At 57.6% G+C, this 25094-nt stretch carries 27 protein-coding genes; 6 read left to right on the forward strand and 21 right to left on the reverse strand.

Features of this window, described 5'->3' with window-relative positions:
• The 6 genes from BN1115_RS14795 to BN1115_RS14820 form a co-directional block, all read right to left on the reverse strand.
• Positions 1-487 (reverse strand): PfkB family carbohydrate kinase (locus BN1115_RS14795; RefSeq protein ID WP_042657782.1); only part of this gene is annotated, 487 nt, incomplete at its 3' end.
• Between the two features lie 109 nt (positions 488-596).
• Positions 597-1472 (reverse strand): ribose ABC transporter substrate-binding protein RbsB, encoded by an 876-nt coding sequence (gene rbsB, locus BN1115_RS14800; RefSeq protein WP_042061682.1) that lies wholly within the window; start codon positions 1470-1472, stop codon positions 597-599.
• Between the two features lie 30 nt (positions 1473-1502).
• Complete coding sequence (rbsC, locus tag BN1115_RS14805) at positions 1503-2471, reverse strand: ribose ABC transporter permease (protein WP_005336670.1); 969 nt, start codon at positions 2469-2471, stop codon at positions 1503-1505.
• On the reverse strand, positions 2468-4003 hold the full coding sequence (rbsA, locus tag BN1115_RS14810; protein WP_042657758.1) for a ribose ABC transporter ATP-binding protein RbsA: 1536 nt from the start codon (positions 4001-4003) through the stop codon (positions 2468-2470). Before rbsA ends, rbsC begins: the two co-directional genes overlap by 4 nt.
• Before the next feature lie 21 nt (positions 4004-4024).
• Positions 4025-4444: a D-ribose pyranase gene (rbsD, locus tag BN1115_RS14815; RefSeq protein ID WP_042657759.1), complete on the reverse strand. Its 420-nt coding sequence runs from the start codon at positions 4442-4444 to the stop codon at positions 4025-4027.
• 222 nt (positions 4445-4666) lie between these two features.
• Entirely contained in the window at positions 4667-5284 is a 618-nt protein-coding gene (locus BN1115_RS14820) for a glutathione S-transferase family protein (RefSeq protein ID WP_042657760.1), read from the reverse strand.
• 1192 nt (positions 5285-6476) lie between these two features.
• On the opposite strand from BN1115_RS14820, the gene BN1115_RS21815 reads away from it, so the two are divergent.
• A complete protein-coding gene (locus tag BN1115_RS21815; RefSeq protein WP_075113591.1) occupies positions 6477-6824 on the forward strand; it encodes a hypothetical protein in 348 nt (115 codons plus the stop codon).
• A gap of 362 nt (positions 6825-7186) precedes the next feature.
• On the opposite strand, the gene BN1115_RS14825 is transcribed toward BN1115_RS21815, so the two are convergent.
• The 4 genes from BN1115_RS14825 to potA all read right to left on the reverse strand — a co-directional run bounded on the left by BN1115_RS14825 (position 7187) and on the right by potA (position 11080).
• Complete coding sequence (locus BN1115_RS14825) at positions 7187-8254, reverse strand: extracellular solute-binding protein (protein WP_042657761.1); 1068 nt, start codon at positions 8252-8254, stop codon at positions 7187-7189.
• 81 nt (positions 8255-8335) lie between these two features.
• Entirely contained in the window at positions 8336-9106 is a 771-nt protein-coding gene (gene potC, locus BN1115_RS14830) for a spermidine/putrescine ABC transporter permease PotC (RefSeq protein WP_042657762.1), read from the reverse strand.
• Entirely contained in the window at positions 9103-9990 is an 888-nt protein-coding gene (gene potB / locus BN1115_RS14835) for a spermidine/putrescine ABC transporter permease PotB (RefSeq protein WP_042657763.1), read from the reverse strand. Before potB ends, potC begins: the two co-directional genes overlap by 4 nt.
• A complete protein-coding gene (potA, locus tag BN1115_RS14840) occupies positions 9977-11080 on the reverse strand; it encodes a spermidine/putrescine ABC transporter ATP-binding protein PotA (RefSeq protein WP_042657764.1) in 1104 nt (367 codons plus the stop codon). The genes potB and potA overlap by 14 nt, the downstream gene beginning before the upstream one ends.
• A gap of 201 nt (positions 11081-11281) precedes the next feature.
• Between potA and BN1115_RS14845 the strand changes: the two genes are divergently transcribed.
• Both BN1115_RS14845 and BN1115_RS14850 read left to right on the forward strand, forming a co-directional pair.
• Complete coding sequence (locus BN1115_RS14845) at positions 11282-12019, forward strand: DUF2189 domain-containing protein (protein ID WP_042657765.1); 738 nt, start codon at positions 11282-11284, stop codon at positions 12017-12019.
• 16 nt (positions 12020-12035) lie between these two features.
• Positions 12036-12722, forward strand: coding sequence for a DUF2987 domain-containing protein (locus tag BN1115_RS14850; protein ID WP_042657766.1), 687 nt, complete (start codon positions 12036-12038; stop codon positions 12720-12722).
• 103 nt (positions 12723-12825) lie between these two features.
• Here the strand turns inward: BN1115_RS14850 and ttcA are convergent, their stop codons facing one another.
• From ttcA to ccoN, 11 genes are all read right to left on the reverse strand, one after another.
• On the reverse strand, positions 12826-13734 hold the full coding sequence (ttcA, locus tag BN1115_RS14855; RefSeq protein WP_042657767.1) for a tRNA 2-thiocytidine(32) synthetase TtcA: 909 nt from the start codon (positions 13732-13734) through the stop codon (positions 12826-12828).
• Positions 13735-13808: 74 nt separating this feature from the next.
• On the reverse strand, positions 13809-14756 hold the full coding sequence (gene uspE, locus BN1115_RS14860) for a universal stress protein UspE (protein ID WP_042657768.1): 948 nt from the start codon (positions 14754-14756) through the stop codon (positions 13809-13811).
• A gap of 138 nt (positions 14757-14894) precedes the next feature.
• A complete protein-coding gene (locus tag BN1115_RS14865) occupies positions 14895-15650 on the reverse strand; it encodes an FNR family transcription factor (protein ID WP_042062338.1) in 756 nt (251 codons plus the stop codon).
• A 68-nt stretch (positions 15651-15718) separates the two neighbouring features.
• A complete protein-coding gene (locus tag BN1115_RS14870) occupies positions 15719-16405 on the reverse strand; it encodes a sulfite exporter TauE/SafE family protein (protein ID WP_042657769.1) in 687 nt (228 codons plus the stop codon).
• A complete protein-coding gene (gene ccoS / locus BN1115_RS14875; RefSeq protein ID WP_042657770.1) occupies positions 16389-16577 on the reverse strand; it encodes a cbb3-type cytochrome oxidase assembly protein CcoS in 189 nt (62 codons plus the stop codon). Before ccoS ends, BN1115_RS14870 begins: the two co-directional genes overlap by 17 nt.
• Positions 16578-16715: 138 nt before the next feature.
• On the reverse strand, positions 16716-19100 hold the full coding sequence (locus BN1115_RS14880) for a heavy metal translocating P-type ATPase (protein ID WP_042657771.1): 2385 nt from the start codon (positions 19098-19100) through the stop codon (positions 16716-16718).
• A gap of 86 nt (positions 19101-19186) precedes the next feature.
• Positions 19187-19687 (reverse strand): FixH family protein, encoded by a 501-nt coding sequence (locus BN1115_RS14885; RefSeq protein ID WP_042657772.1) that lies wholly within the window; start codon positions 19685-19687, stop codon positions 19187-19189.
• Between the two features lie 140 nt (positions 19688-19827).
• On the reverse strand, positions 19828-20811 hold the full coding sequence (gene ccoP, locus BN1115_RS14890; protein ID WP_042657773.1) for a cytochrome-c oxidase, cbb3-type subunit III: 984 nt from the start codon (positions 20809-20811) through the stop codon (positions 19828-19830).
• Complete coding sequence (locus BN1115_RS14895) at positions 20811-20990, reverse strand: CcoQ/FixQ family Cbb3-type cytochrome c oxidase assembly chaperone (protein ID WP_005336620.1); 180 nt, start codon at positions 20988-20990, stop codon at positions 20811-20813. The genes ccoP and BN1115_RS14895 overlap by 1 nt, the downstream gene beginning before the upstream one ends.
• A gap of 11 nt (positions 20991-21001) precedes the next feature.
• Positions 21002-21616, reverse strand: a complete 615-nt coding sequence (gene ccoO, locus BN1115_RS14900; protein ID WP_042062345.1) for a cytochrome-c oxidase, cbb3-type subunit II — start codon at positions 21614-21616, stop codon at positions 21002-21004.
• 16 nt (positions 21617-21632) lie between these two features.
• The gene (gene ccoN / locus BN1115_RS14905; RefSeq protein WP_042062346.1) at positions 21633-23057 is read right to left on the reverse strand and encodes a cytochrome-c oxidase, cbb3-type subunit I; all 1425 of its coding nucleotides are present in this window, start codon (positions 23055-23057) and stop codon (positions 21633-21635) included.
• Positions 23058-23338: 281 nt separating this feature from the next.
• On the opposite strand from ccoN, the gene BN1115_RS14910 reads away from it, so the two are divergent.
• The 3 genes from BN1115_RS14910 (at position 23339) to proQ (ending at position 25093) form a co-directional block, all read left to right on the forward strand.
• Positions 23339-23800 (forward strand): hypothetical protein, encoded by a 462-nt coding sequence (locus BN1115_RS14910; protein ID WP_042657783.1) that lies wholly within the window; start codon positions 23339-23341, stop codon positions 23798-23800.
• 93 nt (positions 23801-23893) lie between these two features.
• On the forward strand, positions 23894-24352 hold the full coding sequence (locus tag BN1115_RS14915; protein WP_040065573.1) for a GAF domain-containing protein: 459 nt from the start codon (positions 23894-23896) through the stop codon (positions 24350-24352).
• Positions 24353-24454: 102 nt separating this feature from the next.
• Positions 24455-25093 (forward strand): RNA chaperone ProQ, encoded by a 639-nt coding sequence (proQ, locus tag BN1115_RS14920; RefSeq protein WP_005351923.1) that lies wholly within the window; start codon positions 24455-24457, stop codon positions 25091-25093.
• Position 25094 lies beyond the last annotated feature (1 nt).

The raw sequence follows: 25094 nt of genomic DNA on the forward strand, positions 1-25094 counted from the left end.
TGAGCACTACCCGGGTGCCGTGGGCACGGGCCAAACGGGCCGCCTCGAACACGCTTTCGAGCGGCACTTCCAGCTGCAACAGCAGGGTGTGGGCGTCGGCGATCATCGCTTCGTGGTTTTTCACCACGGCAGGGGTGATGGCACCGTTGGCTTCGGCGGAGATGCCGATGCTGTTCTCCCCCTCATCGCTGACATAGATGATGGCGATACCGGTGGGCAAGGTGTCGTCGAGTTCGACGGCGCTCACGTCGATGCCATCTTTGGCAAAGCCGGTTTTCATCTGGTGGCCGATGGCGTCATCACCGATACGGGCGATAAAGGAGACCGGGGCGCCGAGGCGGGCGGCAGCGACCGCCTGATTGGCCCCCTTGCCACCCGGGACCACCTGATAGCTGTGACCGGTCAGGGTTTCACCCGGGCGAGGAAAGTGGGGAACGCGCAGCACATGGTCTGCATTGACACTGCCCAGAACGACGAGACGTTTCATGTTGACTACTCCTGATGCATCTTGGCTTGAACACAATGACTGAGTGAGCTCAAGCCGGGAGGCACCGCGACTGAGGGGAAAAAGGGGAGGCGAGCCTCCCCCTGTGCACTTATTTGCTGACCACTTGCAGCGGAACCGGGATGGATTTCTCGACCGGCTGACCCTTGAGCACCTTGTCGGCCGTCTCGACGCCGATGGCACCGATCAGGGCAGGTTGCTGGGCCACGGTGGCGGCCAGTTTACCCTTGGCAACGGCGGCTTTGCCATCGTCAGTGCCGTCGAAGCCGACGATCATCACCTCTTTACCGGCAGCCTGCACCGCGCGGATGGCACCCAGCGCCATCTCGTCGTTCTGGGCGAACACTGCCTGTACGGTCGGGTGGGCCGCCAGCAGGTTTTCCATGACGTTCAGACCCTTGGTGCGGTCAAAGTCGGCAGGCTGGGAAGCCAGTACCTGCAGCTTGTTGGCTGCCACGGCCAGGGCAAAACCTTCGCCACGATCACGGGCGGCGGAGGTACCGGCAATCCCTTCCAGCTGGATCACCTTGGCACCGGTACCCAGTTTTTCGGTGATGAAGTCACCGGCCAGCTTGCCGCCCGCCACGTTATCGGAGGCGATGTGGGCTTTCACCTCGCCTTGCGCGGCGCCGCGGTCCAGGGTCAGCACCGGAATGTTGGCGCGGTTGGCCAGACGGATGGCGTTGCCGACCGCTTCGGAGTCGGTGGGGTTGATCAGGATGGCGCCGACCTTGCGCACGGTGAGATCTTCCATGTTGGAGAGCTCTTTGGCCGGGTCATTCTGGGAATCCAGTACCACCAGCTCGTAACCAAGCTCCTTGGCTTTGGCTTCGGCACCCTCTTTCATGGTGACGAAGAAGGGGTTGTTGAGGGTGGAGACCACCATCGCCAGGGTTTGATCGGCGGCCTGGGCGGTGCCCAGCACGGACATGATGGCGGCAGCGAGCAGGGTATTGAGCTTTTTCATCATTTCATTCCTTGTGTGTGGCTTGTCTTATTAACGGTTGCTTTTGTTATCGATCATCACGGCAAGCAAGATCACGCTGGCCTTGGCGATCATCTGGTAATAGGACGATACGTCGAGCAGGTTGAGGGCGTTGTTGAGAAAACCGATGATCAAGGCACCGATCAGGGTGCCCATGATGCGGCCCTTGCCGCCCATCAGGCTGGTACCACCGAGCACTACGGCGGCGATGGCATCCAGCTCGTAACCCATACCCGCCGTCGGCTGGGCAGAGGAGAGGCGAGAGGTAACGATAAGCCCTGCCAGCGCCGAGAGCGCGCCGCACAGACCATACACCGCCAGCTTCACTCGATCCACATTGATGCCGGAGAGGCGGGTGGCAGACTCGTTACCGCCCAGCGCGTAGATGTAGCGACCGAGACGAGTGTGGTTGAGCATGAACCAGGCGAGCAGGAAGACGATGGCCATCAGCCAGATGGGCACCGGCAGACCGAACAGGTAACCGGTACCGAGCCAGGCAAAGTGATCTGCGCCGTCACTGAAGCCGGTGGAGATGGGGCGACCCTCGGTATAGACCATGGTGATGCCGCGCAGGGCGGTCATGGTGACCAGGGTGGCGATGAACGCTTGCACCTTGCCTTTGGCAATGATCAGACCGCTGACGCCGCCAAGCAGGGCACCGGCCCCCAGCGTGAGGGGCACCACCAGCCAGATCGGCAGCTCCATGGCGACCATAGTCGCCGCCAGCGCACCGCACAGGGCCAGTACCGAGCCGACCGACAGATCGATACCGGCGGTGAGGATCACCAGCGTCATGCCGACCGCCATGATGGCGTTGACCGAGGTCTGGCGCAGGATGTTGAGCAGGTTGTCGGCGGTGAAGAAGTTGGGGCTCAGGAAGGAGACCACACCAATCAGGACCAGCAGCGCGACCAGGGATTTGTTCTCGATCCACCACGCCTTGCTCATGACGCCACGGCGGGAAAGGGTTTGGGTTGTCATTGGGATGCCTCTTGCTCTGCTTGCCACTGTTTACCGACTGCCGCCGCCATCAGCTTCTCCTGATTGGCGTCGCGGGTGTTGAACTCTGCGCTGATGCGCCCTTCGTGCATCACCATGATGCGATCACTCATGCCGAGCACTTCCGGCATCTCGGAGGAGACCAGAATGATGCTCATCCCCTCCTTCTTGAACTGGTTGATCAGCTGATAAATTTCCTTTTTCGCCCCCACGTCGACGCCGCGGGTCGGCTCGTCGAGGATCAGCACCTTGGGCCGGGTCAGCAGCCCCTTGGCGATGGCCACCTTCTGCTGGTTGCCGCCGGAGAGCAGCTTGATCAGCTGATCCTGACTCGGGGTCTTGATATTGAACAGGCGCACATAGTCGCTCACCGCCTGCCGCTCGGCCTTGCCGTCAATCTTGCCGTTGCTGATGAACTCGTCGAGGGCGCACAGACTCATGTTTTCGCGCACCGACAGCTCCAGCACCAGCCCATCGCCCTTGCGATCCTCGGAGATATAGGCGATGCCCGCGGCCAATCCGTCGGCCGGGCTCTTGGGCTTGGGCACCAGAGCATGACCGTCCACTTCCACTTCGCCGGCGCTGATGGGGCTGGCGCCATAGATAAGCTTCATCAGCTCGGTGCGGCCGGAGCCCATCAGGCCACTGAAGCCCAGAATTTCTCCCTGACGCAGGGAGAAACTCACCCCGCGCACGCCGGGACCTGCCAGATCCTTCACTTGCAGGCTGACGGGGCCGAGCTCGCGCTCAAGGCGCGGATACTGCTCTTCCAGCCGCCGACCCACCATCATCTCGATGATCTTGTCTTCGTCCAGATCGCTTACCGCCTTCTCGCCGATCCACTTGCCATCGCGCAGCACTGTGACTCGATCGCAGATCTGGAAGATCTCCTTGAGGCGGTGGGAGATATAGACGATGCCGCAACCCTGCTGGCGCAGCTCGCGGATCACCACAAACAGCTGCTCGGTCTCGGTGTCGGTCAGCGCATCGGTGGGTTCATCCATGATGATGACGCTGGCATCGAACGACAGTGCCTTGGCGATCTCTACCATCTGCTGTTCGCCGATGGATAGATCCCCGAGTCGGGTATCCGGGCCGTGCTTGACACCAAGTCGTGCCAGCAGACCGCTGGCCCGCTCACGCAACTGTTGGTGATCGATGCTGCCAAAACGGGTGCGCGGTTCGCGACCGAGGAAGATGTTGGCGGCAATCGACAACTCCGGCAGCAGGTTCAGCTCCTGGTGGATGATGCTGATCCCCTGATCCTGGGAGTCGCGGGGGCCCTTGAAGTGGACTGGCTGACCGCGGTAGCTGACGCTGCCCGCATCGGCCTGATAGATACCGGTCAGCACCTTCATCAGAGTGGATTTGCCGGCGCCATTTTCACCGAGCAGGGCCATCACCTGGCCCGGATAGACCCGCAGACCCGCTTCATCGAGGGCGCGCACACCGGGGAAGGTCTTGACGATCCCGGTTAGCTCCAGAATGGGTGAGAGGGGGGAGGTTGTGCTCATTTGCAGCGTCCTTGAAGAGGCTTAAAACGCCACACCGGCGCAGAGAATAATATTAGCGTAGGGAGTGACCTCGCCGCTGCGCACGATGGCCTTGCTCTGGCGGGAGCGGGTTTTGAACTCCTCGTGCAGGCAGTATTCGATAGTGATGGGCTTGCCCTGGGCGGTGGCGTGGGCCTCAAGCTGATCGACCAGCGCCTGATGGGCGGCGGGGCTGATCTGCTTGATCTCGCTTGCCATGATCACCTTCTCCACCACCAGATCGGTGAGCAGGGCGGTCAGTACGGTTGCAAGGCTGGGCGTCCCCGCCATCAGCGCCAGATCGATCCGCTCCGGACCGGCCGGAATGGGCAAGCCTGCATCGCAGACGGTGATCTCGTCAGTGTGGCCCATTTGTGCCACCAGAGCACTCAGGGGAGCATTGAGCAGTACGCCTCGTTTCATACAGCACCTCATCAGGCCTTGGCCCATCAATCTGTGAACCGCTAGGCAACCGGTTACGCAACCGGTTGCGTGATGGATTAAAGGTAGGCCATCTACCGGAAAACAGCCACGGCAAAACAGCAAAATTGTGAAAACGATCTCAAAGGCGAGAGAAGAAGTGCAGGGGAGGAGGCAGGAAGGGTGTCAGCAGAGCCCTGACACCCATCGTTACTGATTTTATGGTTAGTTGGTCAGCGCCTTGGCGACCGCCGGACGGGTCAACATACGCTGATAATGCTCGGCAACCTTGGGGAATTCACTGATCTCGACCCCATCGCTTTTCAGCCAGCCTGCGACCACGAACAGGTAGATATCCGCCACGCTGAACTGCTCGCCGAGTACCCAGGGGCCTGCCAGATAGTGCTGCTCAATCTGGGCAAAGCCATCGCGCATATTGCTGGCGACTTTCTGCTGCATGGCGGCAATGGCCTGCTCGTCATCGGCCCAGCGGCTGCCACGGCGGCCGTGGGCGTGGGAGACATGCACGGTGGAGGCGAGGAAGCTGTTGACCTCCTGCATGCGGGCCAGCAGGAACGGGTTGTCCAGCGGCGCCAGCTTGGCATCGGGGAAACACTGCGCCACATAGAGCAGCAGGGCGGGGGTCTCGGTCAGGGTGCCATGCTCGGTGACAAGGGCAGGCACCCGTCCTTTGGGGTTGATGGCGAGGTATTCGGGCGAACGCTGCTCACCGGCAGCCAGATTGAGCTGGCGGGCAGTAAACGGGGCGCCGGTTTCCAGCAGGGCAATCTGCACAGCCATGGCACAGGTGCCGGGAGCGAAATAGAGGGTCAGATCGGACATGAATACTCCTGATTGGCTCAGGCCACCCGCGATACCGGCGAAAAACGTGTTTTCCGTGATACCTCGAGGGGTCATGAAAAAAGAGAGGGGGCAACGCTTGCCCCCTCAACCAATCTACACCCCCTGAGGGGTGATGAAAAAGTGCAGAATTAATAGGCTTTGGCCATCTTGTCTTAAACCCCTTGGCTAAGAGTACGAGTCAACTAGTGCTGAGTTTGGTGGGAGCTCTGACGACAGAGATAGGGCTGTTGGTATTGAAAGGACTGTGGGCGCAATAACCTCCCCAGTTGTTTTACCGCTCTTGCACGATGTGGTCGTCTACTGGAATACCCTCTGCGTATCCTATCTTCGTTCACACAACAAGGCTGACCTTCATCAAAAAATGAGAAAGAAATCAGTCCGATAGAGAACTTTTTGCTGACTGTAATGGTCTGCGTTTGATACCTTACTCATCAGGCTCTATAGAGTGATAATGGCAGCCGAGATGCCTGGTGGTTGCTTCATATTACATCCAGTTATAAAGCAGCGTGATGGGATCTGAACCTCCTTGCGGTAGCCATCTTGTTTACTAGGATACGGGATGCTGGATACTACATAGTTGTTCAGAATAGTAGATAACTGCACTCGTACAGCCTCTAGAAGAGGGGTGTTTGAGCCAGCTTTGTCACCTGATGGTAGCGATGTTTTACACCGCAAGGCTTTCGGCAAGATGTAGCACTATTTAGAGCAGTTATTTAGTGAACTCGATTATCGGAGAATGAGGAAAGATTCCGCATATCTATGGCATGGACCCAGGTGGTTAGAGTAGGATGTTAAAATTTTTTCAATGCGTCAAATTTTTGAATATATACAGAATAGCTTTTGTGATTTTATGGGCATTCTTCCCTTGGAAAAATAATATCCATACTCTGCAATTGCTTTATTGTCGTTAATTTGGGGTATTACATTGTATTAAACATTAAAACAACGAGAGATCATGAAACAAAAAAACAGATTATGTTGATATTTATGATAAAGTTATTTCTTTACTTAAAGATAAGTCGAAACAACAAGTAGCACAAAATGATAAAGTAGTTTGCTTTTATGACTTTGTCACGAATTCGAATTGTAGTCAGCAATTTGTTTTCTCTTAACAAAATGTTAGCTACCAAAATAATCAGGGCATCTTAACACAAACCTAGAGGTAATATATATGGATATTGGCGTTTATTCACTTAAAGATTTATCGGATAGTCAAGTTGAAAACTTATTAAGAGAAAAAAAGTCGTTCGAAATTGAAAAGATTGGTTCAGGTAACGTTAGTAATACGGTTGCGACTCTTGAGAAATTAATTGAAAGTATGGATATGAAATGTCGTGTGTATACCATCGGAAGAAAAGCTATAATGGCTGCGGCGGTTACACCTAATCCTGTCACTTTTTTAGCCGGGGTTGCAAGCTCAATTGCAATCGGCGCGCATAATGTAGCAACATGGAATCCTGACTATGAAATTGGAAAGTATATTACAAAGGATAGACTACTTGTTGAATATAAAAAATAGTAAAGGCTACTAAGTACAGTTTTCTTATAAAGGCCTCGCCAACTGCCATTTGAAAAATTCCAGTTTGGCTAAATAGTCATAGTGATATAAAACATTGGTGTGGGATTGCTTTATAATCCCACACCTTATAGTTTTGTGCCTCTGAGAAAGGATGTGTTGAGGGTCGTAGGTCGATTCGCAATCGTGTAAGCGGACATTCGCGGTTTCGATAATACTGTACAGTCATTTTCCATAAACGTACATATTTTGCCCATATCTACACAAAGGGGCAACTCTGAATATGTTGGCGATTATGAAAAGAGAAGGGGGCAAATATTGCCCCCTTAATTTATTGAACCCATCAGGGTCAATTAACCGCCGACTTAACCCGCCTTGGCCACCATGGCTTTCAGCTGCAGGAAGTACTGCTCGTAGAGGCGGGAGGCATCCCCTACATCGGACTGGAACTCGCCCTTGCGCTTGATCTCGTCGCTCGGGAAGACCATGGGATTGTTGCGAAACGCCGGGGTGAGCAGGGGAATGGCATCCTTGACCGGTGTGGGGTAACCAATCGCCTCGGCCACCTTGGCGGCCACATCGGGGCGCATCAGGAAGTTGATCAGGGCGTGGGCCTCTTTCACATGCTTGGCCTTGGCCGGGATGGCGAGGTTGTCCATCCAGAGTACCGCCCCTTCTTCGGGGTAGGTCATCTGGATGGAGGGGTATTCGCGCTGGGCGCCGTAGGCCGAGCCGTTCCACAGCATGCCGATATTGACCTCACCTGCGATAAAGGGGTCGGCCGGGTTGTCGGAGTTGAACGCCTTGACGTTGGGCATCAGCTTTTTCAGGTATTCGAACGCTTCGGCAATTTGCGCCTTGTCCTGGGTGTTGGGGCTGTAGCCCAGCTGCGCCAGCGCGATATGGAACACCTCGCGGGCATCGTCCATCAGCAGCAGGCTCTCTTTCCACTCCGGTGCCCAGAGCTGTTTCCAACTGGTAACGGGTTGCTCGATGATGTCGGTGTTGGTGCCGATCCCGGTTGCGCCCCAGATATAGGGGATGGAGTAGCGGTTGTCCGGGTCGTACTCGTGGTTGAGCAGGGTAGGGTCGAGGTGCTTGAAGTTGGGCAGCTGGGCGCGATCCAGCGGCTGCAGCATTCCCTCTTTGGCCATTTTCGAGATGAAATAGGTGCTGGGCACGACCACGTCATAGCCGTCGCCATGGGTTTTCAGCTTGGCGTAGAGGGTCTCGTTGGATTCGTAGGTGGAGTAGATCACCTTGATACCGGTCTCTTGCTGGAACTGCTCCAACAGACCGTCCGGCACATATTCCGACCAGTTGTAGAAGTAGACCACCTTGTCGTCGGCCGCGTGAGCGCTCTGGCTCAGCAGCGGGGTGGTGAGGGTGAGGGCGGCTGCCAGCAGGGCGCCGGCCTGGTGTTGGATTGTCATCAATAACTCCTTGGGGTTATGGGGCCTTGCGGCCCACCGTGACAGAGTTCGCCAAAGGTGGCGGGGACGAAACGGGCAGGGTCAACCCTGCCGTTTGCGCAGTAACAGTTGTGCCAGCAGCACCATCCCGAGGGAGGCGACCAGCATCAGGGTGGCTAGGGCGTTGACCTCGGGGGAGACCCCCACCTTGACCATGGAGTAGATCTTGAGCGGCAGGATCTCGTAGGCCGGGCCGGTAACAAAGGAGCTCACCACCACGTCGTCCAGCGACAGGGTAAAGGAGAGCAGCCAGCCCGCCATCACCGCCGGTAGCGCCAGCGGCAGTATGATGCGGCGCAGAATGATCCACTCGCCAGCCCCCAGATCCCGCGCTGCCTCCAGCATCCGCACATCAAAACCGCACAGCCGCGAGTAGACGGTGATCACCACGAACGGCAGGCAGAAGGTGATGTGAGCGATCAGCAGCGACCAGAAGCCGAGCGCAATGCCGGTCACCACAAACAGGGTCAGCAGGGAGATGGCCATCACGATATCGGGGGACATCATCACCACGAACAGCATGCCGCTCACGTACTGCTTGCCGCGAAAGCGGTAGCGAAACAGCGCCACGGCGGTGAGGGTTCCGATCAGGGTGGCTGCGGTGGCGGTGAGGGCGGCGATGGTCAGGGAGTGCTGGGCGGCCTGCATCAGGCTGGCGCTGGCAAACAGCTTCTCATACCAGCCCAGGGTAAAGCCGCGCCAGTCGATGCCATATTTCGACAGGTTGAAGGAGTTGGCGATCAGCACCCCGATGGGCACATAGAGATAGCCAAACACCAGCAGCAGGAACAGAGCTTTCAGTGCGCGTATCATGCCAGCTCCCCCTTCTTGCTAAGCAGCTTGCCCGCCCGCCAGTAGCAGTAGACCAACAGTGCCATCAGCACCGTCAGCATCACGCTGATGGCGGCGCCAAAGGGCCAGTCACGGCTGTTGAGGAACTGGGTCTTGATCAGGTTGCCGATCAGCAGGTGCTTGGCGCCCCCCAGCAAGTCGGAGACATAGAACATCCCCATGGCGGGCAGGAACACCAGCAGACAACCGGCGATGATGCCGGGCAGGGTGAGGGGCAAGATGATCCGTACCAGCCGCTGCCAGCCGTTGGCGCCAAGATCTCGCGCTGCCTCCAGCAAACGGCCATCCAGCTTCTCGATGCTGGAGTAGAGCGGCAGCACCATAAAGGGGAGCAGCACATAGACCAGCCCGATGATGACGGCCACCTCGGTATACATCATCTGCAGCGGCCGCTCTATAAGCCCCAGATCCAGCAGCCAGCCATTGATCAGCCCCCGGGTGCCGAGCAGCACCTTGAGCGCATAGGTACGAATGAGGGAGTTGGTCCAGAACGGCACCACCACCAGAAACAGCAGCAGCGGGCGGATACGCGTTGGCAGATGGGCCAGCAGCCAGGCAAAGGGGTAACCCACCAGCAAGCAGATGCTTGTAGCGAGCAGCGCCAGCCAGAGGGAGTGGAGCAGCACCTCGAAATAGAGGGGGTCCAGCAGGCGGCCATAGTTGCTCAGGGTAAAGAGCGGTGCGATAAGCTCGGACTCGTCACGGGTCAGGAAGCTGACGCCGATGATCATCAGGTTGGGCAGGAAGACAAACAGCGTCAGCCAGCCGAGGATCAGCGCGATGGCCCCGTTGCGAAAGCCGTTGTGGGCAAAGCTGTGCGCTACCCGCAGATTAATGAGGCTCATAGGGCAGCACCACCTCCCAGCTGTCGACCCAGTGGATCGCCACCTCCTGACCGAGACGGTAGTCAAAGTCGGGGTCATCCTCGTCGAAGAACTCAGAGATAAGCAGCTGTTTTCCGCTCTCTAACGCGATCACTGAATCCAGCGTTGCCCCCTTATAGTTGCGCTCGCGGATATTGCCCCGCAGTGCGCCGCTCTGATCGTCATCCTGATCGAGAATGCGCAGATCTTCCGGGCGCAGCAGCACCAGTACCTTGTCGTCTGGCTGGAATGGCAGTGTTGTATGAAGCAGGCATTCGCGCCCCTCTACCTCGGCCTGCCAGATAGCAGGCTCGCGCTGACTGATCAGCTTGCCGTCCATCACGTTGATCTCGCCGATAAAGCGGGCCACGAACAGATTGGCTGGCGATTCGTAGATATCGCGCGGAGTGCCGCGCTGGATGATCTTGCCGCCCTCCATCACCAGGATGCGATCAGACATGGTGAGCGCCTCTTCCTGATCATGGGTGACGAAGACAAAGGTGATGCCAAGGCGACGCTGCAGCGCCTTGAGCTCGCTCTGCATCTGCTTGCGCAGCTTGTAGTCGAGTGCCGAGAGGGATTCGTCGAGCAGCAGCAGGCGGGGCTTGTTGACTACGGCGCGGGCGATGGCGACCCGTTGCTGCTGGCCGCCGGAGAGCTGATCCGGGCGGCGGTTGGCCAGCTCGGTGAGCTGCACCATGGCGAGGGTCTCCTCGACCCGCTGGCGGATCTCGCTGGCAGGCACTTTCTGCATCTCGAGGCCAAAGGCGACGTTTTCAAACACCGTCATATGAGGGAAGAGCGCATAGCTCTGGAACACGGTGTTGATGTGCCTGTGCTCGGCGGGGATATGGGTGATCTCGTCACCGGCCAGATGGATGGTGCCACCATCGACCGATTCGAGCCCGGCCAGCAGGCGCAGCAGGGTGGTCTTGCCACAGCCGGAAGGGCCCAGCAGGGTAAGAAATTCACCATCGTAGATTTCCAGGTCAAGGTCACTCAGGATCACCTTGCCATCGTATTTTTTGCTGATCTTGTTCAGCGCGACAATTACCTGTGGATTGTTCATCATCCGCCAGTCTCACCCCTGCCAGTGGCCATCGTGTTGAAAGAGGGCCGCATTCTATGCAGCCAATCCATGAAATCAAAGGCTTTTTGGCCCGAATTAGCCGCAAGTGCGCAGGAAAAACGGCTACGAATAGCAGGCCAAATCGCTATAATGTGCCACCTGATTTGGTCGTTTTAGATATTGGATAGTCAATTGAGTAATAAAATGCGTATTGGCGGCTCCCTTGAGCAGTCTCTGAACCAGGGCTACCGCCTTGATCTGAAAGGGGTCATCCAGGAGGGATGGCAACAGACCCGCCGTACCGGATTTGGCCTGCTGCTGGCGATTGTCGGGGTGACGGCGATCTGGATCCTGCTTAGCAATGTGCTGCTGTTGCCCTATCTGGGGGATGACAACCAGATGAATGTGGCCATGGTGCTGAGCTTGCTGATGACGGTGGTGATGGCCCCCATGACCAGCTCCCTCGATATGCTGGGGTTGCAGCAGTCGGTCGGGGTGCGTGCCCGGGCCAACCAGGTGTTCGACTTCTTCCGCCATTTTGTGCGCCTTGGCATGTTGAGCTTGCTTGGCAGTCTGCTCACCAGCCTGTTTGGCCCGCTGTTCGATCTGCTGGGATTGCCCGCCGTACTCTCTTTCATTCCCTCGGCCCTGATTGGCATGGGACTGCTCTTTACCGTACCGCTGGTGCTGGAGCGCGGCCTGACGCCGCCCCAGGCCATTCTGATCTCTCTCAAGCTCTTTGCGCGCGGCTGGCCCAGCATTGTGCTGTTCCACGGCGTGATGACCGCGCTCTTCTTCCTGGCTCTGATCCCCATGGGGTTGGGGCTTATCTGGGTGGCACCGCTCTATTTCAACTGCAAGGGGATCCTCTATCGGGATCTCTGCGGCGTGGCAGTAGAGGTTAACGAGGTGACAGAAGGCCCCAACCATTTCAATGCATGATGCAAAAGGATGTTGAATGACCCGTCGATATGGAGTGACCAAGGCCTTGCGCCATAGCTTGCTGGCCAGTCTCTTGCTGCCAGGGCTGGCGCTGGCTGAGCCGGTGCTGGATCTGCAATACAGCACCTTCTACAGCCAGATGAAGACCTTTGCCAAAGGGGAGTTTGGTCACGCCAGACTGGGGTTTTATCTGACCGATCCGCAAAATGGTCAGCGCTGCGGTCTGGTCTCTGCGCGGGTATCGACGCAGGACAAGGAGGTCGCGGGCGAGGTGACGGTCGATAGCGAGCTGCGACTGCCGTTTGATGATGATCTCAACCTCGACAAAGGGATGGTGCAGGTCACGCTCAAAGAGCCCCACGCCAGCTGCGATATGGCAGTACAGGTGATGGCCGACGCACCGAACGGCCCCGAGCTGCCGCTGGCCGAGCTGGCGGCGCGTCAGCAGCAGATGCAGTCGCTGCTCGACAAGATGGCAGGCATGGTCGGCAAGCACTTCCTGCCGAAGATGGAAGGGGTGCGCATTACCCTGGTGCAGCAGAGCGGCACCGCTTATCTGATTGATGGCGCCCGTCAGGAGGCGCTGCCCTGGCAGGAAGGCCATCTGCTGCTGAGCAATGAGCAACTGGCTGCGTTCGCCGCCGGGCAACTGCGCCTGCAGGGTGAGGTGCTGAGGTTGACCCCTTGGCTGCACAAGGGCTGATGTTGGTGGTGCTGTCACCGCAGTGACAGACCAATCCAGAAAGCAAAAAAGGAGCGATTATCGCTCCTTTTTTATTGCGTGGCGTTTGCCCTGTGACGGCGGCTTAGCGCACTTCAATCACATCCAGCATATCCATCTCGTCGATGTCCAGCAGCGGAGCCTTTGGCATCTCGGGCGGATCAAACGCCTTGTCGCCGCCATCGATAATGCCGGAGTCGCGGTTGATGCTCTTGAAGTCAAACAGCTTGTGATCGAGCAGGTGACTCGGGATCACATCCTGAATGGCGGTGAACATGGTTTCGATACGACCGGGGAAGCGGCGATCCCAATCCTGCATCATCTGCTTGATGGCCTGACGCTGCAGGTTCTCCTGCGAGCCGCACAGGTTGCACGGGATGATGGGGAAGGCTTTGACCTCGGCGTAACGCACCAGATCTTTCTCTTTGCAGTAGGCCAGCGGGCGGATCACCACGTTCTTGCCATCGTCACTCACCAGCTTGGGCGGCATGGACTTGAGCTTGCCACCGTAGAACATGTTGAGGAACAGGGTCTCGAGGATGTCATCGCGGTGGTGGCCAAGGGCAATCTTGGTGCAACCCAGCTCCTGGGCGGTGCGATAGAGAATACCGCGGCGCAGTCGTGAGCAGAGGGAGCAGGTGGTTTTGCCTTCCGGTACCTTCTCCTTGACGATGGAGTAGGTATCTTCCTCGACGATCTTGTACTCGATAGCGAGTGAGGCGAGGTATTCAGGCAGCACATGCTCGGGGAAGCCAGGCTGCTTCTGATCCAGGTTGACGGCAACCAGATCGAAATGGATGGGGGCACTGGCTTTGAGGCTCATCAGTATGTCGAGCATACCGAAGCTGTCCTTGCCGCCGGAAAGGCAGACCATGACCTTGTCGCCCTCTTCAATCATGTTGAAGTCGGCAATGGCCTGACCCACGTTGCGCCGCAGGCGCTTCTGCAGTTTGTTAAAACTGTATTTATCTTTGGCGTTCAGCTCTTCTAGCATGCTCGTAAAACCCGGGACACAAATAAGCGCGTTATTATAGCCATGTCCCGGGGGAGGGCAAGGTGCCAGGCACCTTATGATTGTTTGCGACGACTGTCGACCGGGCAGCTGTAGTCAGCCGGTTTGAGGATCAGGATGTCGCAGGAGAGGCGGTCAATCACATGTTCGGCAGTATTGCCGAGCAACGCAGCAGAAAGCCCGGTACGCCCGACACAACCCATGATCATCAATGTCGCCTTGAGCTCTTCGGCCATATCCGGCAACACCTCTTCCGGCAGTCCTTCTGCCACCCGGGTCCAGAGATGACCAATCCCGAACTTGTCGGCATGGCTGAGCAGCAGGCTTTCATGATGTTTGCGGATAGCCTCGTTATAGGCGTTGGGGTCAAACTCCGGCAGCTCGATGGCCACGTTGACCGGGGTGCCCGGGTAGGTGTTGACCAGATAGAGGTTGGAGCCCAGCAGTTCGGCGATATCGCTCCCCTCCTGGGTGATCCGTTCGTTGAGCAGTTTCTGATCCGGATCGTCGCTTGAGCAGTTGATGGCGGCGATGATGTTGCCACCCCGTTGCCAGTGCCCCTCCTTGACCAGCAGCACCGGACAGGGGCATTTGCGCAGCAGATGCCAGTCGGTGGGGGTAAAGATGAAGGTTTGCAGGAAGCTGTGATGGTGGGTGGCCTTGACCACCAGATCGTGGTGCTGCTCCAGCACCTCCTGAATGACACATTCGAAGGGGCGATTGTGCCAGACCACCTTCACCTCGCAGGCAATCCCCTGTGCCCGATAGGGGGTCAGGATCTCGTCCAGCCACTCACGTCGCTGTGAAATGACGCCGTCGCGCATCTCTTGCCGCTCGTCCACCGAGAGCATGGCGGTCATTTCATACGAGAAGTCATAGATGGTGAGCAGCAGGGTCAGATGGGCGTTTTCGTCCAGCTCGGCGACTTTGACTGCCCGTTCGAGGGCGATTTGACGCTCCTCTTCTGGATTGATAATCACCAGAATATTCTGATATTTGACCATCTTCTCCTCCTTGGAAAAGTCCAATGACAGCAGAATGTTAGCTATTACAGCTTAGCGCAGGAGGAGGGTATCTGGAACGTACCGGATCACATTCCAGAGGAAAGGATCCGGCAGGGAAAGCGGGCTTTAAAAGAGTGCTCAGCCACAGGCTGGTCGGGTTGCACCGGCCATCATGCCAAGGGCGACCTGATCCAGCACGGTAATGTATTTGCCTTTGACGCTGATAAGACCGGACTTCTGGAAACGGCCGAGCAGACGACTGATGGTCTCGACGGTCAGCCCCAGATAGTTGCCGATATCGCCACGGGTCATGGAGAGACGGAACTCCTTGGCGGAGAAGCCACGCTCGGAGAAGCGTACCGACAGATTGTGCAGGAAGGCGGCGAGGCGCTCTTCGGCATTTTTCTTGGAGAGCAACAGGATCATCTCCTGATCGCCCATGATTTCATTGCTCATCAGACGCATGATCTGCTGACGCAGCTTGGGCATCTTGCCGGAGAGATCGTCGAGCACTTCAAACGGGATCTCGCACACCATGGCGGTTTCCAGCGCCTGGGCGAAGGAGGGGTGTGCCTGTTTGTGGATGGCGTCGAAACCAACCAGATCGCCAGCGAGGTGGAACGCGGTGATCTGCTCATCCCCTTGCTCGGTGATGGTGTAAGACTTGATGGTCCCGGAACGGATGGCATAGAGCGATTTGAACTCGTCGCCAGCCTTGAACAGCTCTTCACCCTTCTGGATCGGCTTCTTGCGCTCGATGATGCTGTCCAGCTGATCAAGCTCGTTGTCGTTCAGAGTGAAGGGAATACAGAGCTGACTGATACTGCAATCCTGGCAATGAATTGCACAGCCACCGCTCTGGATACGTCTGCCAGGTTTCTTTTCCGGGATCATAGGCTCATACGAATAATTGATTTATATCAAACAAGTTTACCATCAACTCATCCGTTTTGGATAGGGTTTCAAAAGGAAGCAATGCCAATCCACAGGGTATGCACCCCGAACAAAATGAGCAGCAGGGCACCGCCAAGGCGCAAACTGCGCAGGGTAAGCCAGTATCTCAGGCGATCGGCAAGCCCCCCCAACGCGAACAGGGTGGGCAGGGTGCCGAGACCAAAAAAGAGCATGATCAGCGCCCCGCCACTGGCTGAACCCGCCGCCGCGCTCCAGGTCAGCATGGAATAGACCAGCCCGCAGGGCAGCCAACCCCACACCATGCCAAAGGGCAGTGCCTGCAGCGGTGAGGTGAAGGGGAGAAACTTGCCCGCCAGCGGTTTGATACGGGGCCACAGCCTGGCGCCGAGCCGCTCCAGCAGCAAGATCCCTTGCCACCAGCCCGCCAGATAAAGGCCAAGTGCAATCATCAGCAGTGCCGCCACGAGGCGCAAACCGGCGATAGCGTGTTTGCCAGCGCCGAGCTCGCTGGTGGTCGCCAGCAGCCCGCCAGCCAAGGCGCCTGCAATGACATAGCTCAGGATCCGGCCGAGGTTGTAGTTGAGCAGATAGGTGAGCCGTCCCCAGAAGTGCTGCTTGTTGGCGGGGATCGCCATTGAGAGCGCGGCGGAGACGCCACCGCACATGCCGATACAGTGGGCAGAGCCTGCCAGTCCGACCAGCAAGGCCCCGGCCAGATCAAGGTTGTGGGTCATGGTCAGCAGGCTTTGCGGGTTTGCGGGCGGGCTGCTCTTCGTCAAACAGGATGTTGGAACCCTGCCGGTCGAGATCTTCAAACTGCTCGGAGCGAATGGCCCAGAAGAAGACGACCCCGGCGATGATCACAAACAGGATGGCGATGGGGATCAGGACAAAAATTATATTCATGAGAGGTACCTTGGCGTTCATCCTTGGCAAGCGTCCCCTATGGTAACCCTGTTCGGGCAGGGGGCCAGCCGCTATCAATTAGAAATGTGGCCTGCATCGGAGGCAGGCCACATTTTCAGCTATTTTCCGCCACCGGCCTCATCGGTTGAGACGCATGGAGTTGGTCACCACGATGAGCGAGCTGAGCGACATGCCTGCCGCCGCCAGATAAGGGGGGAGCCAGCCGCAGGCTGCCAGCGGCAACACCAGCAGGTTGTAACCGATGGACCAGGCGAAGTTCTCGATGATGATCTTGCGGGTACGCATTGCCAGCACTCTGGCCTCGAGCAGTCGGCTCAAGTCATCGGCCAGCAGGATGGCATCTGCGCTGTTTTTCGCCAGATCGGTGCCACCGGCCATAGCGAACGAGGCGTGAGCTCCGGCCAGTACCGGGGCGTCGTTGATACCATCGCCCACCATGATGCTGATATCACCCTCGGCTTCACGAGCCTTGAGATAGGCCAGCTTGCCATCGGGTGAGACCCCCTTGACCAGCTCATCCACTCCCAGCTCGCGGGCAATCTCGTCGGCCTGCAGGGAGCTGTCGCCAGTCAGCACAGTGGTTTGCAGACCGGCCGCCTTGAATGCCGCGATCAGCGCCTTGGCATCGGGGCGCAGGGTATCTTCCAGATTGAAGCGCGCCAATACCTGCTGCTCGTCGGCCAGATAGATAGCCAGACCGCGGCCGTGCTCTTGCGCCGGATCCAGCCCAAGCCAGCGGGCACTGCCGATGCGGTAGCGTATGCCATCCACCAGCGCCGTGATGCCATGACCGATGACCGGGGTGATCTCGCGGGCGGATGGCAGCACTGTGATGTTGTCGGCGGGCAACCGGAAGGCGCGGGCAATGGGGTGCTCAGATTGCGCCTCCATGGCCCGAGCGATGGCGAGGCAGTGCGCCTCGTCAAGGTCGGCCAACGCCTGAGTCTGCGTCAGGCTGACGTTGCCTGTGGTCAGGGTGCCGGTCTTGTCCATCACGATCCGGTTGGCCTTGGTCAGCACGTCCAGCACATGACCGCGGCGTAGCAAAATGCCGTTGCGAGTCAGATTGGCGGTGGCCGAGGTCAGCGCCGTCGGGGTCGCCAGCGACAGGGCGCAGGGGCAGGTAGCTACCAGCACGGCGAGGGTGACCCAGAAGGCCTGATCCGGTTGATGGAAGTGCCAGAAGGTCCAGACTGCGGCGGCAATGATCAGCAGCACCAGAATAAAGTGGCGCGACAGCTGATCCGCCATCTGGGCGATGGCCGGTTTGTCGTCGAGAGCATGATCCTGCAGCCGCATGATCTGGGCGATCCGCGACTCTTCGATGCGGTGGCTGACCCGGATCTGCAGCGGCGCATCCGTGTTGATGGTGCCGGCATAGACCTGATCGCCGGGCTGTTTGAGCAGGGGCAGCTGTTCGCCGGTCAGCATGGATTCGTTGAGACTGGCTTGTCCTTCGACAATGATGCCGTCCGCCGGCAAAGTAGCGCCAGCCAGCACCCGAACCCGATCGCCGACCTGCAAGGTCTTGGCCGCTACCTCATGTTCCCCTTCATCATCAATGCGGGTCGCCATGATGGGCACCAGTCGCGCCAGGTTGGAGCTCGATTCCGACGCCTTGCGCCGGGCCCGCAATTCGAGAAAGCGCCCCAGCAGCAGGAAGAAGACGAACATGGTGATGGAGTCGTAATAGACCTCACCGGTGTTGAATACGGTGGCCCACATAGAGGCAACAAAGGCACCGATCAGCGCCAGCGACACCGACACATCCATCGACAGGTGGCCCTGTTTCAGGCTGCGCCAGGCGCCCACGTAAAACGGCAGTGCCGAATAGATCATGATGGGGGTGGAGAGCAAAAGGCTTATCCACTTGAAGTAGACCATGAACTCATCTTCAACGCTGATGAAGAGATCCATATAGAGTGCCACGGCGCACATCATTACCTGCATCGAGCCCAGTCCCGCCAATGCCAGCCGGAACATATAGCTGCGCACCTCTTTGGCGTAGAGCGCCTCCTGTTGATGGGTCTGGAACGGGTAGGCGCGATAGCCAATTTGGGCGAATCCCTTGAGGATGTCACTCAGGGAGAGCTGGTCCGGATCCCACTTGATGCGGGCTCGGTGGGTGGTGGTGTTGACGTTGATGTAGCGCAGGCCGCTCAGGGTCATCAGATGCCGTTCGATCAGCCAGGCACAGGCGGCGCAGGTGAGCCCCTCGACCGTCAGCTGGATTTCACGAAGGGTGCCACTTTCGGTGACAAACTCCTGCTGGATCTCGGCCAGGTCGTAGTGGGTGAGCGCGGCCAGCTCCTCGGGCACCAGATCCCCCTTGGTACCGGGGGCGGTGCGGTGATCGTAGTAACTGGCGAGGCCGCACTCCATGATGGTTTCCGCCACCGCCTGACAACCGGGGCAGCACATGGGGCGAACAATCCCCTTTATCTCGAGGGAATAGCCACTATTGGCGGGCACCGGCTCGCCACAGTGAAAGCACGGGGTCATGGTTTATGGCCCCCTGAATGCAGGATACGAGCTGCGGGGGCGCTGGCGAGAACCTGCTCACCACAGTGAGAACAGCCGGTCATGGCTTAGCGTCCTTTCGGGTCGAGTTCGACAGGGGCCAGGGTGGGCAGCTGGACGGTCTCTTGCAATCGCCACTCGTGATCGAAGGCATCGACCCGAATGTGCCACTTGCCGACCAGCGGCTTGTCGAAATGGAGACGATAGGTGCCGCTCGCATCGGCGGTGATCATGTGTTCGCTGTCCTGACCAGCCAACGTCGGGTGGAACAGCGAGAGATAGAGGGCTTGCCCGGCGGGAATGTCGCCGCTGATGGGCTTGAGAGTCAGCTCGTTGCCGTCAACCTCCAGCCCAAAGCGGATATTGAGCGCTTCGGAGCGGTCAAACTTGCTCAAGTCCTGATTGATCTCTTTCCCTTGTTTGTAATAGTCCTCGGCCACCAGATTGACCCCATCCTGGCTGGCAATGATGGCGGTGGTGATGCTGCCGACCACGGCGGCAGTGGGGAGGGCGATGATAAACCAGGGCCAGAATTGGCGATACCACGGTTTGGATAGAGGTTGGGTCATGATTGCTACTGCCATGAAACGAATGATTAACGTGGAAGATGGTTTTGACGCAACACAAGATAACAAAAAGCCTCGAGGAGTCGAGGCTTTTTGCTGTGTAATCACGTGTTTATCACATGTTACAACGTTACGGGCGAACCTTATTTGGCAGACTGTTGATGAGACAGGCTGTAAACGTAGGAGGCCAGCAGGTGAACCTTGTCCTCACCCAGAATGTCTTTCCAGGCTGGCATCACGCCGTGACGACCGTGGGTGATGGTCTGCACCACCACTTCGCGGGAGCCACCGTAGAGCCAAGTGTTGTTGGTGAGGTCTGGCGCACCGACGGCAATACCGCCCTTGGCATCGGCCCCGTGGCAAGCTGCGCAGATGGCAAAGCGGGCTTCACCTTTCTTCGCTTCAACCAGATCGACCTTGCGACCAGAGAGGCTCAGCACATAAGAAGCCACTTCCTGAACGCCATCTTTGCCGAGGATTTCACCCCAGGCAGCCATGATCCCCTGGCGACCGCCCATGATGGTGGTCTTGATGTTCTCCGGCTGACCGCCCCATTGCCATTCACTGTCGGTCAGGTTCGGGAAGCCGCGGCCACCGCGGGCATCGGAGCCGTGGCACTGGGAACAGTTCTGCAGGAACAGACGTTGACCCACTTTCAGGGCTTCCGGATCCTTGGCGATCTCGGTGATGGCACGATAGGTTTTGCCGTCCGCTTCATAGGTGAGTTCACGGAACTTGGCGCCGTAGATCTCGTCAGCCTTGGCAACCTCGCGGTCATACTCCACCGCGCGACCTTCGGCCTTGGCCGATACGGTCGCCGCTTTGGACTCTGCCAGCGAGCGAACATCCTGGTTGGAGCTCTGCCAGCCCAGCACACCTTTCCAGTTACCCAGACCCGGGAAGGCGACCAGGTAGACCAGACCGGTGACGATGAAGAAGAGGAACATGTAAGTCCACCACTTCGGCAGCGGGTTGTTGATCTCCTCGATGCCATCGAAGGAGTGGCCCATCGATTTACCTTCTTCAACACCCATCTTGTCCTTGCGGCACCACATCAGCAGCAAGAAGCAGCCGAGGATGGTTCCCAGACTGATGACAGTCACAAAAATGCTAAACAGAGTGCTCATTATTGTTTCGCTCCTGCGTTCTTTTTATCAGCACCGGGTTGCTCATCATCGGCAAAAACCAGGTTGGCAGCCTCGTCGAAAGAGGTCTTGCGGCGTTTGCTGTAAGCCCAGACGATGATGCCAATCATGATGGCCATCAACAGCAGGGTGTACAGACCGCGAAATGTGCCGTAATCCATCTTGAGACTCCTTATTTCAGGGCATGGCCCAGTGACTGGAGGTAAGCGATGAGTGCTTCAAGCTCGGTCTTGCCTTTGACCGCTTCCCCGGCACCCTGAATATCGGCGTCGGTATACGGCACACCAAAGTGATCACGGAACAGCGCCAGCTTCTTGGCTGTCATCTCGCCGGTCAGCACGTTGGTGTCAAGCCAGGGGTAACCGGGCATGTTGGATTCCGGTACCACATCGCGCGGGTTGATCAAGTGAGCGTGGTGCCAGGCATCGGAGTAACGACCGCCAACACGGGCCAGATCCGGACCAGTACGCTTGGAGCCCCACAGGAAGGGGTGCTCCCAGACGCTCTCACCGGCGACCGAGTAGTGACCGTAACGCTCGGTCTCGGCACGGAACGGACGGATCATCTGGCTGTGGCAGTTGGTGCAGCCTTCGCGGATGAAGATGTCGCGCCCTTCCATCTGCAGAGCGGTGTAGGGCTTGAGGCCCTCCACCGGCTCGGTGGTCTGCTTCTGGAAGAACAGCGGGGTGATTTCAACCAGGCCCCCCAGACTGATGGCGAAGATGATGCCGACCACCAGCATGGGAACGCTTTTTTCAAATATTTCGTGACGGTTATTGTTGCTCATGGGTTGACCTCTTCAATCAGGCTGGCTGGGCGATAGGTTCCAGAGAACCTTTGGGCGCAGTGATGGTGCGATAGGCGTTGTAAGCCAGCAGCAACATGCCGGTGACGAAGAAGCAGCCTCCCAGGAAGCGCACGAAATAGAAGGGATAGGATGCCTGCAGCGCTTCAACGAAGCTGTAGGTCAGGGTGCCGTCTTCGTTGACTGCACGCCACATCAGGCCCTGCATCACGCCGGAAATCCACATGGCAACGATGTAGAGCACGGTGCCCACGGTCGCCAGCCAGAAGTGAACGTTGATCAGCTTGATGCTGTACATCCGGCCCTGGCCGAACAGGTTCGGGATCAGGTGATAGACAGCACCGATGGAGACCATGGCAACCCAGCCCAGCGCCCCGGAGTGAACGTGACCAACGGTCCAGTCGGTGTAGTGGGAGAGGGCGTTGACGGTTTTGATCGCCATCATCGGGCCTTCAAAGGTCGACATGCCGTAGAAAGACAGGGAGACGATCAGGAAGCGCAGGATGGGGTCATAACGCAGTTTGTGCCACGCACCGGAGAGGGTCATGATGCCGTTGATCATGCCGCCCCAGGAGGGTACGAACAGGATCAGGGACATCACCATGCCCAGCGACTGGGCCCAGTCAGGCAGTGCGGTGTAGTGCAGGTGGTGCGGACCGGCCCAGATATAGAGGGAGATCAGCGCCCAGAAATGCACGATGGAGAGGCGATAGGAGTAAACCGGACGACCGGCCTGCTTGGGCACGAAGTAGTACATCATCCCCAGGAAGCCGGCGGTCAGCAGGAAGCCTACCGCGTTGTGGCCATACCACCACTGCACCATGGCGTCCATGGCGCCGGAGTACATGGAGTAGGACTTCATGCCCGAGAGCGGCACTTCCATGTTGTTGACAATGTGCAGCACCGCCACGGTGATGATGAAGGCGCCGAAGAACCAGTTCGCCACATAGATGTGGGAGGTGGTGCGCTTCATCAGGGTGCCGAAGAAGACGATGGCATAGGCGACCCATACCACAGTGATGGCGATATCAATCGGCCACTCCAGCTCGGCATACTCTTTGGCGGAGGTGTAACCCAGCGGCAGAGAGATGGCGGCAGAGAGGATGATCGCTTGCCAGCCCCAGAAGACGAAGGTTGCCAGCGGGCCACCGAACAGTCTGGTTTGACAGGTGCGCTGCACCACGTAGAACGAGGTGGCCATCAGTGCACTGACGCCGAAGGCGAAGATCACTGCGTTGGTATGGAGGGGCCGCAGACGACTGTAAGTCAGCCACGGAGTCTCGAAGTTGAGAGCAGGCCAGATCAACTGGGCTGCGATCAGTACGCCAACCGACATGCCGACAATTCCCCAGACAATCGTCATGACGGTAAACTGGCGAACAACGGTGTAGTTGTACTCAGGATGGTTAGTTGTATGGCTCATCGTTATATTCCGCTTCCGATGCTGCTGTTGTTTGGTTTTGTATCCGGAGAACCGGACTGGCTTCATCAGCCACCGCCGACCAGTTGTTAACATCTGTTAACGAAAGGAAAAGCAAAAGATGGCTAAATGAAAACTTCATGGGAATGATACTGAACTGACAGGTAAAATAACAGTATAAACAGTGATATATTTGGCTCCGTCCGGTCTCGTTATGGCGGTTTTTTACCTTGTTCGAGATCACAAAAAACTATTTTAATTGCATCTTAATCGGGCTGTTTTTGATGAAAGAGAGACTTACCGCACGTAAAGTTTTGCACCTGGTACTGGTATTAGCGCTGCTATTGACGCTGATGGCCTATCGCACCTGGTTTTCGGCCGATAACAGCGTCTCTGCTGACCAGAAAAAAGATCAGATTTGTGATCTTTCCCACACCCCTTGCAGCGTGCTGATTGGTGACAAGCCGCTGACGGTCGCCATCAAGGAATTACCGCTGCGCGCCGAACATGACTTTGCCATCGCTATTACCGGCGGCGATCCGGCCATCAAACCGGTGAAAGCGACACTCGAAGGCAAAGATATGTTTATGGGCACCATTCCGGTGAGCTTTGAACAAATAGACGGACAGTGGCAGGGGGTGACCCAGGTGGGGAGCTGTACATCACCCGTCATGATCTGGTTGTTAAATATCGAGTGGAGTAATGGTCAACGCCAGCAATTGGCGCTTTCCGTTGCCCGGGAATAACGGCGCAAGAGGTGGGGAGTGGAAAAAATATTTGAAATTTCCCGGCCAGGCGTTACCTTCCCCAAACCATCAGGGAGTGAAGTTCATTTAATCATGATTGAAAAACAACCGTTTTATCGCACCCTCAACCAGCAGGCCAAGGCGCTGCTGGAGGGGGAAACCGATCTGATTGCCAATCTGGCCAACCTCTCCGCACTGCTTAATCAGGAGCTGGAGGAGATCAACTGGGTCGGTTTTTATCTGTTGCAGGGCGAGACCCTGGTATTGGGGCCATTTCAGGGCAAACCGGCCTGCGTGCGGATCCCGGTCGGCCGCGGGGTGTGTGGTACGGCAGTGGCAGAGGGGAAAACCCAGCTCATTGACGATGTCCACCAGTTCGACGGTCACATCGCTTGCGATGGCGCGAGCAACTCGGAAATCGTGATCCCGGTGCGCCGTGGTGGCGAGATCATCGGGGTGCTCGATATCGACAGTCCGATTTTTAACCGTTTCGACCAGGAAGACCGGATTGGCCTCGAAGAAACGGTGCAAATTTTGGAAAGCATGCTCTAAGTCATTGCTAGATGGTTCGCAAAAGGCCCCAAGCTCTCTATAATGGGGCCTTTGTTGTGCTCGGGACGTGCCCGTGCGTTTATATGAAAGCCAAGGTTATACATGGAAAACACTGAGAAGCTGAAGAACAGTAAAGAGATCGTTGCCTACCTGGTCGAGAAATTCCCGGCCTGCTTCGTTGCTGAAGGAGAGGCCAAGCCGCTCAAGATTGGCATCTTCCAGGATTTGGCCGAGCGTCTTGCTGACGATGCCAGAGTCTCCAAGACCATGCTGCGTTCCGCACTGCGTCAATACACCTCCAGCTGGCGCTACCTGCACGGCCTCAAAGCTGGCCAGGCTCGCGTTGATCTGGACGGTAACCCGGGCGAACTGCTGACCGAAGAGCACATCGAGCACGCCAAGCAAGCTCTGAAAGAGAGCAAAGAGCGCGTATTCGCCAGCCGTCGTACCAATACCAAAGAGAAGGATGAGAAGGCCAAGAAGCCCCGTCGTCCTGCTGTGCGCAAAACCGAGAAAGCTGATGTAGCTGCCAAGCCGAAAGCTGCCGCCAAGGCACCGGTCGCTGACGCTCCGCTGGTTAAAGTGGATGCCGCTACGCTGAAAGTGGGCCAGGATGTGCGCGTCGTTATGGGTAAATTCCCGGTTCCGGCAACCATCAAGGAAGTAACCAAGGACGATGTACAGGTCCAACTGCAGACCGGCATGATGGTGCGGGTCAAATCAGAGCACTTGGTTCTCTAAG

Source organism: Aeromonas allosaccharophila (assembly GCF_000819685.1).
Lineage (GTDB): Bacteria > Pseudomonadota > Gammaproteobacteria > Enterobacterales > Aeromonadaceae > Aeromonas > Aeromonas allosaccharophila.